Source organism: Streptomyces sp. NPDC031497 (genome assembly GCF_055580905.1).
Window position 1 is genome coordinate 118,877 of the sequence record NZ_JBVIKO010000010.1, and the last position, 16,282, is coordinate 135,158.

Below are 16,282 nucleotides of genomic sequence, written 5' to 3' on the forward strand. Positions count from 1 at the left end.
AGTGACCGACAACTTCCAAGGGCCTCCCCGTGCGCTTCCCGGGCGATGCCAAGGACTTCCCCAGGTGTTGCCGGGACTTCCCCCGGGGCCCGTGCCGACGATCGGCGCGGAGTCCATCACGGCGGATCCCCATCCCTTGGCCGGCCGGCCACGTAACCTCCCGGCCACGATCAACGGAAGCTTGAACGCCCTTACGGACGAACCCCGTTGGCCCCGTAGTACCTGAGAGCTACGTGGACGGTTGGCTCCCTGGAGGGACGCCGAGGACGCGAGGCCGCCCGTAGCTTCGATGCCGTTGGAACACCGGCGATCACGGTCGGCTCCGAGGGAATCCGAAGGAATGCATCGGTCATGGTGCCCCCCCGTTCACGTATCCACCGCCTACGGCGTCTGCTGCCGGCCGCTCTCGTCGCGGCCCTGGTGGCGCTGCCCGTGATCGGGGCCGCCCGCCCGGCGGACGTGCCCGCACCCCGGCCCACCTCCTCGGCCGTAGCCCTGGGTCCCGTCGACTCCGCCTCGCTCCGCGCCCGTTTCGCTGCCACACGCGCCGACATCGAGGCGGCCGAGCGCACCGCCGAGGAGCACGGTGACGGTGAACGGGCTTCCGCCCTGGAGGCCATGGCAGCCGCGGACCGGCACTTCCTGACCTTCGACGGGCGTGACGGCGGCCGCACGGCGGAGGTGTTCGGCGACCTCGCGCGAGCCGAACGGATCGCCGTGGTGGTGCCCGGCGCGGACGTCACCGTCGACAACTACTGGCGACTGCGCGACGGTTCCAGGTCGCTGCGCCGGGAACTGCCCGCCGGATCCGCGGTCATCGCCTGGCTCGGTTACCGCCCGCCCTCCACCGTCAGCCTGGCGACGGTGAACAGCGAACGGGGCAGCGACGCGGGCCACGCCCTGCGGGCCTTCGTCGCGGAGCTGACCGACGCACTGCCCCAGGCCCGTACGACCCTGGTCTGCCACTCGTACGGCACCGTCGTCTGCGCACACGCCGCGTCGCGTTCCTCCGTGGCGGACATCGTCCTGTGCGGCAGCCCCGGTACCGGATACCAGGACGTCGGCTCCCTGCACACCCACGCCACCGTCTGGGCCGGGCGGGGACGCGACGACTGGATCGCCGACGTCCCCCACCTGCGACTGGGACTCGGCTTCACCGAGGTCGGCCTCGGCACCGACCCGCTCTCACCGGAGTTCGGCGCCAGGGTCTTCGACGCGGGCGACGGCGGCCACAGCGACTACTTCGCACCGGGCTCTCCGTCCCTGCGCAACATCGCACGGATCGTCGCCGGGCGGGCCCCGTCCGGCACGTCCTCGGGAGGACACCATGCTTGACCTCGTCCGGCGCATCGACCAGGCGACTCCGGCCGACCGCGACCGAGCCGTCGACGGACTGCGCGCCCTCGCCATCCTCGGCGTCGTCCTCGGCCACTGGCTGGTGACCGCCCTCGTGGCGGACACCGGAACACTGCACGGCGACAGCCCGCTGCGCCACATGCCCGCATTCACCCCGGTCTCCTGGGTGTTCCAGACCCTGGCGGTCTTCTTCTTCGTCGGCGGGCAGGTCGCCGCCGGGAGCTACGCGGCCGCCGTCGCCCGGGGTACCTCGTACGGGCGGTGGCTCGCCGCCCGGCTGGGCCGGCTCGTCAGACCCGTGACCGTCGTCCTGGTCGTGTGGAGCATGGCCGCCGGCGGCATGCTCGCCGCCGGGGTGGGCCAGAAGACCGTATGGGCGCTGTGCAAGCTGGTGTGGTCACCCCTGTGGTTCCTGCTGGTCTTCATGGCACTCTCGGCACTGACTCCGCTGGTGGCGAGGCTGCATCCGCTGTGGCCGCTCGCGTTCGTCCTGAACGTGGACATCGTCCGCTTCGGACTCGACGGGCCCGGTTGGCTCGCCTCGGTGAACGTGATCGCCGGCTGGCTCGTGCCCTACTGCCTCGGCGCGGCCGGCGCCAGGGGACGCCTGCGGTCCCGGACCACTGGATGGATCCTGCTGCTCGGCGGCGTCGCCGCCACCGCCGTGCTCGTGCTCTGGGCCGGCTATCCGGCGTCGATGGTCGGGGTCCCCGGCCAGGCGATTTCCAACCTCGATCCGCCCACCCTCGCGGTGGTGACCTTCGGTCTCGCCCAGTGCGGTGCGGCGGTGCTGCTGCTCGGACCGCTGCGACGCGCGCTGCGGCGCCCGGCCGCCTGGGCCGTGATCGCCATGGTGAACCTCTATGCGATGACCGTCTATCTGTGGCACCAGACCGCGATGATCGTCGTCACCGTGGTCGGCGCGGCCCTCGGAGCCCCGCGCACCGGTTCGCGGACCGTCCCCGACACGCTCGCCTGGGTCGGCGCCCGACTGCTCTGGCTGCCGGTGTTCGCCCTGGCGCTGACGGCACTGTGGGCGGTGTTCCGGACGTACGAGCAGCGGCGGCCCACCGGCGGCGGCGTGCGAGCCACAGGCCGGGAGCGCGGGGCACCGCTGCCGGCCAAACGGCATGGATAGCCCGGACGACGTGATGGTCAGGCGGTCCGGCGACTGCCCGTTGTGGTGTGACGGCGGCTCAGATCAGTCCGGCCAGGAGCGGCTCGCGGACACCGCCGTTCCCCTGGCCCGCACGGCAGCCGGCCACTGCGCGGTGCGTCGACGCCGCATCCCTCGGCTCGTGGACTGCTCCGAGCGGGTTCTACGGCGAGGTGGGCAGGTTCGGGGAGCGGAGGACGAGCAGGGTGATCTCGCTGGGGGCGAAGACCCGGAACGGCGGGCCCCAGAAGCCGGTGCCGCGGCTGGTGTAGAGGAGGGTGCGGTCGCCGTGGTGGCTGAGACCGGCGAGGGCGGGCTGGTCGATACGGACCAGGTGGTGGAAGGGCCAGATCTGGCCGCCGTGGGTGTGGCCGGAGAGCTGGAGGTCGACGCCGTCGGCTGCCGCCCGGTCGACGAACTTGGGCTGGTGGGCGAGGAGCAGGACGGGCAGGTCGGGGTCGGCGCCGTTCAGGGCTCCGGCGAGGTGGGCGCGATGGCCCGCCAGGCCGGAGGACTCGGCGGTGACGTCGTCCACGCCGGCGACCACGAGGGTGTCGCCTCCGCGTTCGAGCAGCAGATGGCGGTTGCGCAGCGGCTCCCAGCCCAGCTCGTCCATCAGGTCGACCCAGCCCTGGGCCTCGCTGTAGTACTCGTGGTTGCCGGTGACGTAGACACGCGCCCGGGTGGCCCGCACGGTACCGAGTGGGACGGCCTGGGCGCGGCGGCGTTCTGCCGTGCCGTCCGCGATGTCGCCGGTGTGGCAGACCAGGTCGGCTTCCAGCGTGTTCACCGTCTCGCACACCCGCTCCGACCAGCGAGCGCGATCCAGCGGGCCGTAGTGGGTGTCGGTGATGAGGACAACGCGGAGGCCGTCCAACCCGGCACCCAGCCGGGGGAGTTGTACGTCCAGGCGGCGCACGCGTGGCACGCGGCGGGCTTCGGCGTACCCCCAGGCGAGCAGTACGGCGGTGGTGCCGAGGACGGCCCAGGTGACGATTCGGGCCCGGTCCTGGCTCTCGCCGACGCCGGCCACGGTCAGGGCGAGCCGCAGGAGGACGCCGAGCAGGACGGACCAGGTGAACAAAATCCAGCTGGCGCCCAGCAGGGTGTCACCGACGATCGCCGCCCGGTCCTGCTGGCGCCGGCCGTGGCCGCGCCCCATCGCGAGCGGCATGCCGACGAGGCCGAGGGCGAACAGGGCGGTGCCGACCAGCGTGCCGGGCAGCGGCCAGTGCTGGCCGGTGTACAGGAGCACCCAGCAGGGCACGGCCCACAGCAGGACGGGGGCGATCAGGGGGATGTAGCGCATCAGGCGGTGCAGTCGGCTCTGCCGCGGAGCCTGCACCTCGCTGTCGGCGGGTCGGGTGTTGCTGGTGTCGGTCACGCTTCCCCTCTCTGACCAGGCTGCCGTCTCGCGCACTGTATCCGGTCGTCCTCGGGCCGGCCGGACGGGTGTTCATGCGCGGCCCCGGGGAGCGAGCTGCGGTTCGCCCACGGCGTTCAGGGCGTCGCAGTTCAGAAGCCGTGCCGGTGGAAGGCGTCGCCGTCGTCCGCGGCGGGGCGGACGACGAGCGCCCCGCCTTGCCCGGCTAGTCCTTCGTCCGGGACGGAACTGCCGCTGCGCCAGGTCCAGCGGCCGTCCGTCCGGGGGAGGCGAACCGGACCTTCCCGACCCGGCCGCCGTCCCAGAAGGCCGGGCGGCGCAGTACGGTCCGCGTCGGACTCGTCGGCATGCCTCGGCGAGTGTCAGCCGTTTCGGTCCGGGATGTCGCGCCGGGAATCGTGCAGGTTCAGATGGGAGAAGGCAACCACTGCCGTCCTTCCGTGCTGAGTTCGGGATACCCGATGAGTACGACCCCATCGGCGGGATCACGGTCGGCTGCCGCGCTGACGGCCTACCCCCGCGGAGTCCTCGCGTCGAAGAACGCAGACGTGGGGCGGATGAAGTCATTCACCGCGGGCACTGGGGACGACACACCTGAACTTGTCCTTCAAACACCAACTCGGTCGGCGTTCCGGGACTTGATCACCGGATGGGCTCTCGCTCGACGTTGGCCTGATCATCAACGGCCGGGTGGTCACTCGCCTGGGTGGTCGCCGGACGTGGCAGCGGCCGTCTCCGTGGTCCTGAACCCTGCTACGAGAAGCAGGCGTTCACGTTGAAGGCCACGATGATGAGCGTGCTGGGAGAGCTCCAGCCTGGAGCAGCGATCCCGCCGGCTACACCCCCCGCTTCCCCGGGCAGCACGACGATCCCGAAACCGGCCTCCACCACAACTACTTGCGCCACTACGCCCCCGAAACCGCCCGTTGCCTCACTCCTGACTCTCTCGGTCTCACTCCCGGCCCCCAACCCCAACACCTACGTCCGCAACCCGTACACCAGGACCGATCCACTCGGTCTCGAAGAGCGCGGCGAGGACCTGATCACGGTCTGCCGCAAACAGACCGGCCACCCATTGAGGCAACGGATTCGCATCGGCGAGAACGGCGAGGTGACGATCACCGGAAAAGGCAAGCTCTGTCTGAACATGAGCGGCAAGAACAAGCACACGTCGGAATACCGAGGAAGGCCTGCTCCAGGAGTACCCGGAAATCTCCGATTCGACCAAGGGGAAGGGCCTCTACGGAATCCCGGCCAAGCTCCTCAGTGAGCTCCGCGACAACATCATCAGGGACTCCGGGCGTGTCGTACAGGAAGGATAGGATCTTGCGGTGATCCACAGCGAGGAGAGTGTCGCTGCCGAACTGGACCGCGTTCGGCAGCGCCCCGCGATCGAGTCGGCTCCGCCGGTTCTGGCCGCTTTCACCGTCGATGTGTTCGGCGGCACCCCCGAGGATTACGCGCTACGTGTACGTCGCGTTCTGTCGGCTGCCCTCCACCTGGCCTGCACGGCGGAGTTCGGTGATGAAGACCTGCCGACGGACGAGTTCCCCGACTGGTTCAAGACGATCTCCGTCCGGGGCGGTGAGGCGCCGCCACAGGAATTCGCCCGACACGGCCGCACCGCGTACGTGGACCATAGTGGTGGAGGCCCCTGGTCCTTGCAGGACTGGATCTATCGGTTCGACCCGGAGGAGGATTCTCGCGGCTGGGAGTTCTGGGACATTGTCCGGGCGGGGCCGGCACGGGTCTGTGTCTGGGTCGACAGCTGGGGGGAATCCTTCTTCGGCTCTCTCGAACTGCTGTGGCTGCTGTACGCGGCCGGTGCCACACACATCGAGGGACCGGAAGTTCACAAGGCGGGTACGTGGGCGTCCGAGGTGCGCGGTCGGTGACGGAAGCGGAGCAGGATAAGCAGGATCGCAGGGAGCTCCCAGATGACGCCCCAGCCATCGACCACACGGCGGCGGTTTCCAGTCCTCCGCTTCCGAAGGTGCCTCCGAGCGTCGTCGCTCTGTAGTAGCCGCCGTAGATGGCGAGCATCATCAACGCTCCGTCACGGCTGGCGAGTTCCCGACCCAGGATCAGCACACCGGCCACGGCAGCTCAGGTGATCCAGGTGGACGCCAGCCGCCCGCGGGCGTGCCGCTCACCCCACCCCACTGAATCGGCAGGGCGCCTCAGCCTTGTCCGCGTCTTCCCGGTCCAGCGCCTTCGCGCAGCGACTCGCGCTCGAGGCCCTGGAAGAACGAATCGGTGAGGGCGTGGTCATCACTCGACCCGACGCGGCCCGTGCTGCGGCGGATGCCGTGAGCAGATGCCGATGACGCCTCGGTGGGGGGGGGGGGGGGGAGGAGAGGGGGGGGGGGGGGAAGGGGGGGGGGGGGGGAGGAGGGGGGGGGGGGGAGGGGGGGGGAGGGGCGAAGAACCCCACCCCCACCCCACCCCCTCGGGGGTGCCCCCCCCCCACCAACAACCCCCCCCCCCCCCCCCTCCCCCCCCCCCCCCCCCCCCCCCCCCCCCCCCCCACCAGTGGTTCAGGTCCCGCGTGCGGGTGGCCCGCTCCTGGTCAGCGGAGACCGAAGGCCCGGATCACGGTCTGTGCGACCGCGTTGCCGGCACTGTCGTGAGCGTGCGCCCGCAGCGAGACGAACCGGGCCTGCTTCGGGGCGGACAGCCCGATCCGACCGTCATGTCCGCTGTTGATCTTCCGCCAGGTGCGGCCGTCGTCGTAGGACACCTCCAGGGTCACCGCCGACAGCTTGCCCGCGCCCACGGCACCCGGGAGCTGGGCGGCGGACACCGTGAGCGTCGCGTTCTTGGCGGTCTTCCCGGCGGCGTCCGTGCTGACGGCGTACTTGATCTGCGGCAGCGGCAGGACAGCCTGTTCGTCGCCCGACGGGGCTTTGGAGGTGAAGTCCCACTCGGTGTGCGTCGTGGAGGAGTACGGGCTCACCGTGCTGTCCCGCCCGGCGTCCAGGACGAGACGGTAAGGCAGCTTGCCGGCACCGGGTGCGTCGGCCTGCACCATGGTGTTCGCCGCGCTCTGGGCCAGTTGGGTGTCACCCTGGTACAGCGTGAGGGACTGCCGCATGCGCTGGGAGTCCATGGACATGCCGACGTGGTCCGAGCCGCCCCAGGCGGGGACGTCGAGGGTCAGCAGGCTCCCACTGCGGGTGGGCGAATGGTAGTTGTCGTTCAGGTACGGGCGCTCGATGGGCTTGAACCACTGCTGGGTCTGCGTGCTGCCCGCCCGGTAGGTGGTGCGCGGTTCGATCTCGTAGAGCAGGTCGTCGACGTACGCCTCCTGGCCCCAGGAGTATCCGGGCCCGGTGGAGACCCAGTCGACCCGCTGGGAGTTCATCGGCTCACGCATCGTCGTGCCGATGCCCCACTTGCTGTTGTAGGCCGGCCAGTCGAAGCGGAACTCACCGCCGCCCAGGGTCGGGTCGGGGCTGTCGAAGGTGACGTTCACCCGCGCGAGGTTCTTCGGGCCGCCCTGGACGACCAGGTGGTCCGGGATCGCGTTGTGCCACGTCCACATCAGGTCGTACACGTAAGGGCTGACCGGCTGCGAGTCCACCGAGAGCGAGGCCCCGTGAACGGAGGCCTGGCCGAAGAGCTTCTCGCCCTCGTCCGTGCTCAACAGCGCGACGTCGATTCGGGCGGGGGTGTGTGTCCAGTCGTCGTTGCTGTAGCTCCGGAACCCTCGCCCGGGTGTGTTGTTCACGACCAGCAGGAGCTTGGCGCCCGCCTTGATCGCCGCGATGGCCTGGTCGGCGTCGCTGATCGTGTCGTTGCGGCGGACGACGACCGCCTTGCCCCGCGCGTCCACACCGGCGTAGTCCGCGTTCGTGCCGTCGCCGGCGGCCACGAGCGGCAGCCTGTAGTGCCCCTGGGACAGCGGGGTGACGTCCTGTTGCCGGTGGGCGTCCGTGAACTCGGTGGTCTTGGTGGCGATGGCCAGTGCCGGCTGCTCCTTGCGCCAGCGTGCGCCGAGGTCGAAGTCGCCGTGGGTCACCTTGTGCGTGGTGGGCTGGGCCCACAGGCTGTCGTAGTTGGTCTGGGTCTCCATGTAGTCGCGCCACAGCTGGCCGCCCATCGAGCGGGCGTACTCCAGGCGCTGGTAGGTCGCCTCGGTCCGCTGCGGCGTGGTCATGTCGATCCGCTCGATCTTCGTGGCGTCCAGGGTGACGGTGGCGTCGTGGTCCATCACGACCTCGGGGTCACCGAGCAGTGCCATCCCCATCGAGTGCGGGCCGTGGATGCCCTGCACGGCCTTGAAGGACAGCACCGAGTAGACGTCGTTCGGGAGGTACATCTGGGACGTGCCGGTCTCGTCGACGACCCAGAACTGGGGCGCGTCGTCGCCGGACCGCAGCAGCTCGACCACCCCTGACATCGGCTTTCCGTGTGCGTCCTTCAGGACCACGGTCAGCTTGTGGGTGACGTCGCCCAGCGACACCGCCGTGTGGGTGACGACCTTCCCCGCCGTGTCGGCCGCGACGACCTGGCCGCTCCAGCGGCCGTTCCCCGTCGCTTGGGAGCCGTCGATGGTGACCGTGACCTCGGCGGTGCCGTGCGCCGGCACGACGACCTTGGAGGCGGACAACCGGAACATTCCCGCTGGGGCGTTCGGGGCCTGAACGGACAGGTCGAGGGTGACCGGAACGTCACCAATGTTGGTGTACGTGACCGGGCGTTGCGCCGCGTCGGACGCACCCGTCGTCACCTGGCCGGCGAACGCGGTCGCGGAGGCGAAGACGTCGGCGCTCAGCGCCGACGGGACGTCCACCCGGCCGCTGCCCGCCTGGAAGGCGTCGTACTTGGGCGTCTGCTTCGAGCTGCTCACCAGGAGGTCCTTCAACTGGGAGCCGGTCAGCCCGGGGTGCGCGGCCGCGAGGAGGGCCGCGGCGCCCGCGACATGCGGGGTGGCCTGGGAGGTCCCGCTGAACGTCAGGTAGCTGCCCTCGCCGAACGGCGAGTACTGGGAGCGTGCCGCCAGCACGTCGACGCCGGGCGCGGTGATCTCCGGCTTGAGCCCACCGTCGACGCGCGGGCCCTGGCTGGAGAAGTAGGCGACGTCGTCCGAGGAGTCGACGGCTCCCACGGTCAGGGCGGCGTCGGCCGCGGCCGGGCTGCCGATGCTGTGGTCCGTACCGGTATTGCCCGCGGCGACCACGAACAGGGCCCCGGTCTCGGCGCTGAGGCGGTCGACCGCCGTGCTGAGGGGGTCGGTGCCGTCGGACGGTTCCGAGGAGCCCAGACTCATGTTGATGATGTCCGCGTGCTGGTCCACCGCGGCCCACTCCATGCCGGCCAGCACCCAGGAGTCCTGGCCGGAACCCTCGTCGGAGAGCACCTTGCCGATGTGCAGGCGCGCGCCGGGGGCGACGCCCCTCTCCTTGCCGTCCGACGCGGCTCCCGTGCCGGCGATGGTGGACGCGACGTGGGTGCCGTGCCCGTGGCGGTCCGTCACGTCCTCGTCCGGGACGAAGCTCTGCGAGGCCGCTATCCGGCCGGCCAGGTCAGGGTGTTCGGCGTCGACACCGGTGTCCAGGACGGCGACGTCCACGCCCTGCCCGGTGTCACCGGCCTGCCACGCCTGCGGTGCGCCGATCTGGGAGGTGGACTCGGCGAGGTCCGCCTTCACGACCCCGTCGAGCCAGATGCGGGCGATACCCTCGCCGAAGGCCCGTCCGCCGGACGCGGACGCGGCTGCCGTGGTCCTCGAGCCCGGCGCCGGCGCGGAGGTGACAGCCCGCCAGAAGTCCGCCGACCGGTCCCGGTCCTCGGCCAGCGCGGCACCCTGGACACTGCCGAGGGCCCTGACCCGGGTAGCGCCCTTGGGAGTTGCGGAACGCAGCCCTGAGGCGGCTTTGCTGTCGTACGAGACGATCAACGGCAACTGATCGCGATGTGCGTCGTCGTAGCCGTCCGCGACGAGCCGGCTGATGTTGAACAGGCGCTTGTCCAGCGTGCCCGCCGCCAGGTAGGGGAGAACGGAGTCGGGATAGACGTACAGGTCGCCGTTGGTCTCCATGATGTGCGCCTGGGCTTCCGCCCCGGCGGCACCACGCACATCGACGGTGCCGCGGCCGGCGCCGGACTGCCGTGTGACAACGACGTCACCCGTTATCAGGGTGACCGAGTGGACTCCCGGTGGCACGTTGCGCTGCGCGGCGGGAGCGGCGGAGTCGTTGGTGGTGGCTGCCGCGGCGTGGGCGGCAGACAGGGCGGCGGGTTGTGCCAATGACAGGAGGGCGGCGCCGGCGACGGCGAACACACTCCAGCGTCTCGGTGATGATCTCAAGGGATTCCCTGACTGTTCCGTGGGGCCGGGGCAGCCCGCAAGCGATTCATGCCTGAAGTGACGGATCGGCGGGGGGAAATAAGGGGGGGCGGATGGCCGATGGCCGATGGATCGATCGTGAGGGTTCTGGGATCGCGGCAGGCGTGGACGATCAGAGTTAAGGCTTGTGGCCGGGAGATGTATAGATCAGGCTCGTGTCTGATATCGCCAGCTGGCGAATCGCGCCATCGCCGGCCCGACGGCCCGCCGGGAGGTGACGACGAGGAGGATGCCCGGTGCTCGATGCCCTTGGGATCAGCGAGTTCGACGAGCGGGTCTACCGCGCTTATCTGGCCAAGCCGGACCGGACAGCGCGGGAGATCGCCGAACACCTGCGCACCACACCCGGCCGGATACACCACGCGGTGGCCCGGTTGGTGGAACTGGGCGTGCTGCGAAGAGAACGACGCGGCGAGTACCGGCCGGTCAGCCCGCGGACCGCGTTGAGCGCACTGCTCGCCAGGCGTCGAGCCGATACCGAGGCGGCGTTCACCGCGGTGTGGGACGCGGTCGATGACCTGGCAGGCGAGTACCGCGCCAACCGACTGCAGGGGGATCCGACCGAGCTGGTGGAGGTGATCTCCGGTGAGGCGGCGGTCACCCTACGGGTGGCCGAGCTGACCCAATCGATGCGCACCCACTTCTGGGTTCTTGACCGGCCTCCGTACCTGGGCCCGTACAGCGTCGAGTTGGAGGAGACCTTCACGATGGAGCTGCTGGGCCGCGGCATCGACATACGGTCCGTCTACACCCCGGAGGGGCTGGAGCAGCCTGGCCGATTCGAGCTGATCACCCGCTTGTCCGGGCTCGGCGAGCAGGCCCGGATCCTGCCGGCCCTGCCGTTCAGGCTGCGGATCATGGACCGTCGTGTCGCGCTGGTCGCGCTGATCGGAGGACGGTACGACAAAATTGCCGTCGTCCATCAGTCGGGTCTGCTCGATGCGATTCTTGAGCTGTTCGACGTCTACTGGCAGCGGGCACAGCCCATTGTCTCGATGGCCCCGGAGACCTCCGACCAGCCGAGCACGGACGATCTCTTGCTGTTGAGAATGTTGCAAGCTGGCTACAAGGACCAGGCGATCGCCCGGCAACTGGGGACGAGCGCGCGCACCGTGACCCGCAGGATCGCCGCGATCACGTCCCGGCTCGGCCTCGATACCCGCTTCCAGCTGGGCACCGAAGCCGCCAAGCGAGGCTGGATCTGAGCGGGCGTTCAGGTGTGCGTCACGCCGTCAAGTGCGGTAGGGGGCGAATAGGTTGCGCAGCCCAGTGACCTGTCCGACGGCCGATGGGCCTTGGCCGAACCGACGTTGACAACCTGGAGGGAAGCCCTGCTCGACCGCAGGCCCACCGGGAATCCGGCGTCCGTCGAACTCCGCGAGGCATGGAACGCGATCCTCTACGTCCACCTCACCGCTGGCCGACGCTCTGCTCGACGACAACGGCGTCGAAGCCGCCTGCCAGGCCGCCACCGAAACCGGTGCCCACGATCGAGCCTGGTCGCTGTCCGTCGACGATGTCACGTCCATGCTGACCCAACGGGGCCGTGAGTTTCAACGCGGCCTTCACCCTGGCGAATCGGCGACGTGACGTGGTGGGCCGGACCGCTCAGACCGCTTCCCGCGTCGAGGACGTGCATGCCTGCTCTGAGAAGCCGGTGTTCGGCCAGCTCCGGCGTCGTCGCCTGGCCGCCGGTGTGGAACTCGTCCACGGCAGAAGGTCGTCGGTGGTGAGCGTCGTTGGCCCTGGGCGGAGGCGGTCGAGCGCTGCGTCGAGCTTCCGGAGGAGGTCGCTTTGCCGTTAGAAGCTGTTGTCCTTCCGGACGTGTTCTCGAAGGTGGTGATCCGACCGTCATCACCGACGCCGAGCTATTTGGTCCGCGACTGGTCCGGCGGGAAACAAAGAATGTTCTTCGTCTGCTGGTGGTACATCGCTTCCGAGCCCCTGAACTGCGGTAATAGTGTAAGAGGCGGCCTTTGCGGCTCGGTTGGTCCGCGTACGGTCCAGATCTTTCCTGTCCCGTGGCCTCGTGTGCGCGGGAGGGACTGAGGCAGATGGAAGGGCGACGCCCTATGGGAGGCGTCTGCGTGTGCGGTACCACATGGCACAGGTTGTAGAACGCGTCCCGTACGGTCCAGGTGGTCCACGTCAGGCGTATACGCGCAGCTCATGGCCTTGTGGTCTGGGAGCGTCGCCCTCGTTAGTAGGACGTGCGTGAGAGCGCCTTGGTACCGTCCGCGGCACTCCGCACGTGAACGAGCGCCGCGGACGCCGGTCCCGCACGGCTCCTATTCGGAACCGTGGTCCACCCGCACCACAAGGACCGAGACCTCGCCCGCCTCCCGCAGGAACGGCTGCTCCTAGATCACCGCGCCTCGCTCGGCGCCGCCCCGGCATGTCGGTACAGGAAAGGAAAATGACAACGTCACAGTCCGTTTCACCTGTCCACGCGCACGACGGCATGGCACATGATCGACAAGTCGTGCCCCATGGCAACCTTCGGATCTGACAACAACGTGGATCCGGAGGTACCCCGCGCATGACGGTGATCATCAGTCCCACCGCGAGGAGACGCCGTCTGGGGGCCGAACTGCGCCGGCTCCGCCATGACAGTGGGCTGAAGAGCACGGAAGTGGCTGAGCGGCTCATGGTCTCCCAGCCCAAGATCAGCCATATGGAGAACGGCCGCCGTGCCATCAGCCCCCGCGATGTACGCGACCTTTGCACCATCTACGGGGTGACGGACCACCAGGTCGTCGACTCCCTGATGCGCATGGCCCAGGAGTCGGGACAGCAGGGATGGTGGAGCGCCTACGGAGAGCACCCCCACAGCGTCCATATCGGCCTCGAGACGGACGCCGCCTCGATCCATGCCTACGAGCCCATGGTGATTCCCAGCCTGCTGCAGACCCCCGCCTACGCCAGTGCCGTCATCGAGGAAACGATTCCCCCGGTCACTGCCGAACAGGCCGCCCGGCGCTTCAAGGTGCTGCTGCGCCGTCAGCACCGGATCTACGACCCCACCTCCCCACTGCGTCTTCGGGTCGTCCTGGAGGAATCGGCACTGCGCCGTGTCGTCGGCGGTCCCGACGTCATGCGTGAGCAGCTGGAGCATCTGAACGCACTCGGTGCCGAGCCGCACATCACCGTGCGAGTCCTCCCTTACACGGTGGGCGCCCACCCGGGCCTCTCAGGACAGTTCTCCATCCTGCGGTTCGCCGACGGCCCGCAGCCAGGGGTGGTGTATCTGGAACGCTTCACCAGCGACCTTTACCTGGAAAGACAATCCGCCGTACAGCAGTACGCCACGATGTACGACCACCTACAGGCCCGAGCCCTCAGCCCGGACAGCACGCACGACTTCATCGCCGACGCCACCAAGTCACACATCGACGCGGCAAGCCGCCCCTGAGTACTTGGACGGCCTCACCGAGGGAGTTGCCGCCAACACCCTCTCCAAGTCTTCGTCCGGGGTTCGGTGGGAGACGGGATTTTCTGACCTGGGGCGGAGCGAGTGGTAGCGGCACCTTTGAACGGCGCCGGACGGGGGCGAACGAGACCCACCAGGCTCGGGTCCGCCTTCCGCCTCGCCTTCTCCCACACCCTCACCGGGGGCAGCACGGGTGGCTGCTGGTGCCGTGATCCCGGTCGGGCAGCCCGGGAGCGCGACGCCGCGTCTGCCGGCCCTCACGAGGGCTGAAAGCCGCGATGTACCGGGTGGTCAGCGAGTTGGATGTCCGGTCGTGCAGCGGCACCAAGTGTCGGCCTCAGCCAGTATGTTTCGGCTGCGGAGGTACTGATGCAGCCTCTGCGGGGGTCGGAGTCGGTGCCTCCCTGCCGTCGGCCCACGGCACAACTCGCCGCGACAGCTGTCCCAAGTACCGGTAGAAGCGGTCCGGAAGGAACACGGCGTCCGCGACGATCATCGCGCCGGAGAAGAGCGGCAGGCCCAGGAAGATCACGATCCCCAGGTGCATGCTCAGCAGCATCGTCAGGACGGGGTACTTGAGCCTGCCGAACAGGACGAACGGGAAGGCCACCTGCAACAGCACCGTCAGGTAGCAGGCGATGGCGACCAGTACGTCGTGTTCGTCCGCCATGGCGGAGAGCTCGGGCCAGGGCTGGAACAGGTTGAGATTCAGGGCGTAATGGAGGGCGGTGCCGTTGCCCCAGGAGGCGCCCTGCACCTTGTACAGGCCCGCGGATCCGTAGAGGAAGCAGACCTGGGCGGCGATGACGAGCATGCCGCAGTTGTGCAGCACGGTGATCACTGTCAGGCGCGCGTCGCGGAGGTGGCGTCGCAGCTCGCCGGATGCCTGGTCCAGCGGAAGCCGGACTGCCTTGCCGGCGGATGCCCGGAGCCGGGCCCTGCGTGCGTCGAGGGACCAGCGTCGGCCGCACGCGGTGACGACGAGGTAGAGGGCCATGAGGAGGATGAGGTTGTCCCCTCCGTCCGTCATGAAGATCGCCCTGGCGTGGAACGACGTCACTACGACCGCGAAGAGCACGGACACCGCTCTGGTCCGCCAGCCCAACATGAACAGTGCGGAGATGACGATGGCTGCCGCGTAGCAGACCTCGAAGTAGGCCCGGCTGTCGGACAGGGTGAGGATGCTGGCCCAGCCGGTCTGGTCGAAGAGCTCCTTGGCCAGTGCCGGCGTCCACGGCGAGCCGGGACCCCAGATCTCGCCGCGGTGGGGAAACTCGCGCAGCAGGAAGGCGAAGTAGAGGAACCCGTACCCGATGCGCAGAACCGCCGCGGCGTACAGGGAGATCGGCTGCTCCAGCAGGAGGGTGAGGAGCGCAGCGACACGGGCCGGCATGTGCTGCGGCGCCTGTGCGCTCGCCCGTTCGGTGCCGTGTCCTGGCTGCGACGACGTGGTTGCCGGGGCCGATGTCTGCTCAGCCTGTTGCATGGCGGGCCGCCTTCCACCAGGGCAGGTAACGGGTGTCGGTGGGCCGTGGTGGGGCCGTGCCGGGACCGGGGCCGCCCGCTGCGGGCGGCGCGGTGATGGGCAGGGTGATCACCCTCAGCTGGATGGACTCGAATGTGCCGTGGCGATGTGCGGCGACGCGATCCGCTGCGATGTTGCGCAGGTATTGCTGGATCATCAGAGCGCGTTGTGAGCGAGGATGGTCGTCGCCACCGTGTGTTTCGAGGTAGGAAGTCCAGGCCCGGCGCAGCATGTTCTGTGCTGTGTGGCTCGGGAAGGGGTCGTGTTTCACCGCGGCTGTGTCGACGGCGGTCAGGTCGAACCAGCCGCTGACTACGGCGGTGCCGTCCGGGGCGGTGTGCATGGTCCTTGCCGAAATCTGCCGGTTGACCGACTCCGGGTCCGGGGCGAAGAGCCGCCAGTTCTGCTCGAACAACGGGAAGACCCAGGCGTTGACCTGCCGGCTGTACTGCCGGGAGACGGGATTCGGCGGTGCCACCTGCAGGAAGACCATGAGCACGTGTACCAGGGCCGCCGCCAGGCACAGGACCACGGCGACTTGCACTCCGGCCTTCAGGGCGACGGGCGGCTCCGAAGACGCTGGGAACGCAGTCGGTCTCCCGCTCCCCTTCTGTGCGGTCGGCCTAGCGCCCGCCTGGTCCGATTCGTCAGCATCTGCTGACGCAATGGCACCCTGCACGGCCCTATCCGGTCCTTCCGTCCCGACTTCTCTCACCTGGTTCTCCTGAGCTTCCGTCTGCGGCGTGCGGCGGAATCGAGGACGATCCGCGCCGCACGCCACCCGTCCTACTCGCGCACGTGGTTGGCTGCCTGCGAGCAGTCACCCCGCTGGAGTGGGTCGCGCATGCTAGGCAGGGTCACAGCCGTAGCTGTCGTCCTGGCCGGGCTTGTCGCCGTACTCGTCGCCGTACCCGTTGTGTTCGGGTTTGCAGCCATGGCCGTTCCCACCGGAGGTGCCACCGGTGGTGCCGGTGGTGGTGGCTCCGGTGGTGCCGGTGGTGGTGGCTCCGGTGGTGCCGGTGGTGGTGGCTCCGGTGGTGCCGGTGGTGGTGGCTCCGGTGGTGCCGGTGGTGGTGGCC

General features: G+C 69.3%; 10 protein-coding genes and 3 pseudogenes. 7 read left to right on the forward strand and 6 right to left on the reverse strand.

Annotated features, from left to right (window positions below; translation table 11 throughout):
- The first annotated feature begins 354 nt into the window (after positions 1-354).
- The gene (locus ACZ5K7_RS22245) at positions 355-1,335 is read left to right on the forward strand and encodes an alpha/beta hydrolase (protein ID WP_468915692.1); all 981 of its coding nucleotides are present in this window, start codon (positions 355-357) and stop codon (positions 1,333-1,335) included.
- Complete coding sequence (locus ACZ5K7_RS22250; protein ID WP_468915482.1) at positions 1,328-2,494, forward strand: acyltransferase family protein; 1,167 nt, start codon at positions 1,328-1,330, stop codon at positions 2,492-2,494. The genes ACZ5K7_RS22245 and ACZ5K7_RS22250 overlap by 8 nt, the downstream gene beginning before the upstream one ends.
- 181 nt (positions 2,495-2,675) lie before the next feature.
- Here ACZ5K7_RS22250 and ACZ5K7_RS22255 read toward each other — a convergent pair whose 3' ends face one another.
- Positions 2,676-3,896, reverse strand: coding sequence for a metallophosphoesterase (locus tag ACZ5K7_RS22255; protein WP_351698507.1), 1,221 nt, complete (start codon positions 3,894-3,896; stop codon positions 2,676-2,678).
- 831 nt (positions 3,897-4,727) lie between these two features.
- On the opposite strand from ACZ5K7_RS22255, the pseudogene ACZ5K7_RS22260 reads away from it, so the two are divergent.
- Both ACZ5K7_RS22260 and ACZ5K7_RS22265 read left to right on the forward strand, forming a co-directional pair.
- A pseudogene (locus tag ACZ5K7_RS22260) lies at positions 4,728-4,920 on the forward strand (RHS repeat-associated core domain-containing protein); the annotation flags it as partial.
- A gap of 307 nt (positions 4,921-5,227) precedes the next feature.
- Entirely contained in the window at positions 5,228-5,791 is a 564-nt protein-coding gene (locus tag ACZ5K7_RS22265; protein ID WP_468915484.1) for a hypothetical protein, read from the forward strand.
- Between the two features lie 674 nt (positions 5,792-6,465).
- On the opposite strand, the gene ACZ5K7_RS22270 is transcribed toward ACZ5K7_RS22265, so the two are convergent.
- The gene (locus ACZ5K7_RS22270) at positions 6,466-10,149 is read right to left on the reverse strand and encodes a S8 family peptidase (RefSeq protein ID WP_468915485.1); all 3,684 of its coding nucleotides are present in this window, start codon (positions 10,147-10,149) and stop codon (positions 6,466-6,468) included.
- Positions 10,150-10,484: 335 nt separating this feature from the next.
- Here ACZ5K7_RS22270 and ACZ5K7_RS22275 point away from each other — a divergent pair, with 335 nt between their 5' ends.
- A complete protein-coding gene (locus tag ACZ5K7_RS22275) occupies positions 10,485-11,453 on the forward strand; it encodes a winged helix-turn-helix transcriptional regulator (protein ID WP_351698515.1) in 969 nt (322 codons plus the stop codon).
- A gap of 69 nt (positions 11,454-11,522) precedes the next feature.
- Positions 11,523-11,663, forward strand: a pseudogene (locus ACZ5K7_RS22280) (IS5/IS1182 family transposase); the annotation flags it as partial.
- On the opposite strand, the gene ACZ5K7_RS22285 reads toward ACZ5K7_RS22280, so the two are convergent.
- Positions 11,659-11,805: a hypothetical protein gene (locus ACZ5K7_RS22285; RefSeq protein ID WP_468915487.1), complete on the reverse strand. Its 147-nt coding sequence runs from the start codon at positions 11,803-11,805 to the stop codon at positions 11,659-11,661. The pseudogene ACZ5K7_RS22280 and the gene ACZ5K7_RS22285 overlap by 5 nt on opposite strands.
- A gap of 982 nt (positions 11,806-12,787) precedes the next feature.
- Here ACZ5K7_RS22285 and ACZ5K7_RS22290 point away from each other — a divergent pair.
- Complete coding sequence (locus ACZ5K7_RS22290) at positions 12,788-13,660, forward strand: helix-turn-helix domain-containing protein (RefSeq protein ID WP_351698521.1); 873 nt, start codon at positions 12,788-12,790, stop codon at positions 13,658-13,660.
- 355 nt (positions 13,661-14,015) lie between these two features.
- On the opposite strand, the gene ACZ5K7_RS22295 is transcribed toward ACZ5K7_RS22290, so the two are convergent.
- From ACZ5K7_RS22295 to ACZ5K7_RS22305, 3 genes and pseudogenes are all read right to left on the reverse strand, one after another.
- Complete coding sequence (locus tag ACZ5K7_RS22295; RefSeq protein WP_468915694.1) at positions 14,016-15,071, reverse strand: HTTM domain-containing protein; 1,056 nt, start codon at positions 15,069-15,071, stop codon at positions 14,016-14,018.
- A 79-nt stretch (positions 15,072-15,150) separates the two neighbouring features.
- Positions 15,151-15,747, reverse strand: coding sequence for a DUF5819 family protein (locus ACZ5K7_RS22300; protein WP_450972340.1), 597 nt, complete (start codon positions 15,745-15,747; stop codon positions 15,151-15,153).
- A gap of 303 nt (positions 15,748-16,050) precedes the next feature.
- Positions 16,051-16,282 (reverse strand): annotated as a pseudogene (locus ACZ5K7_RS22305) (hypothetical protein); the annotation flags it as partial.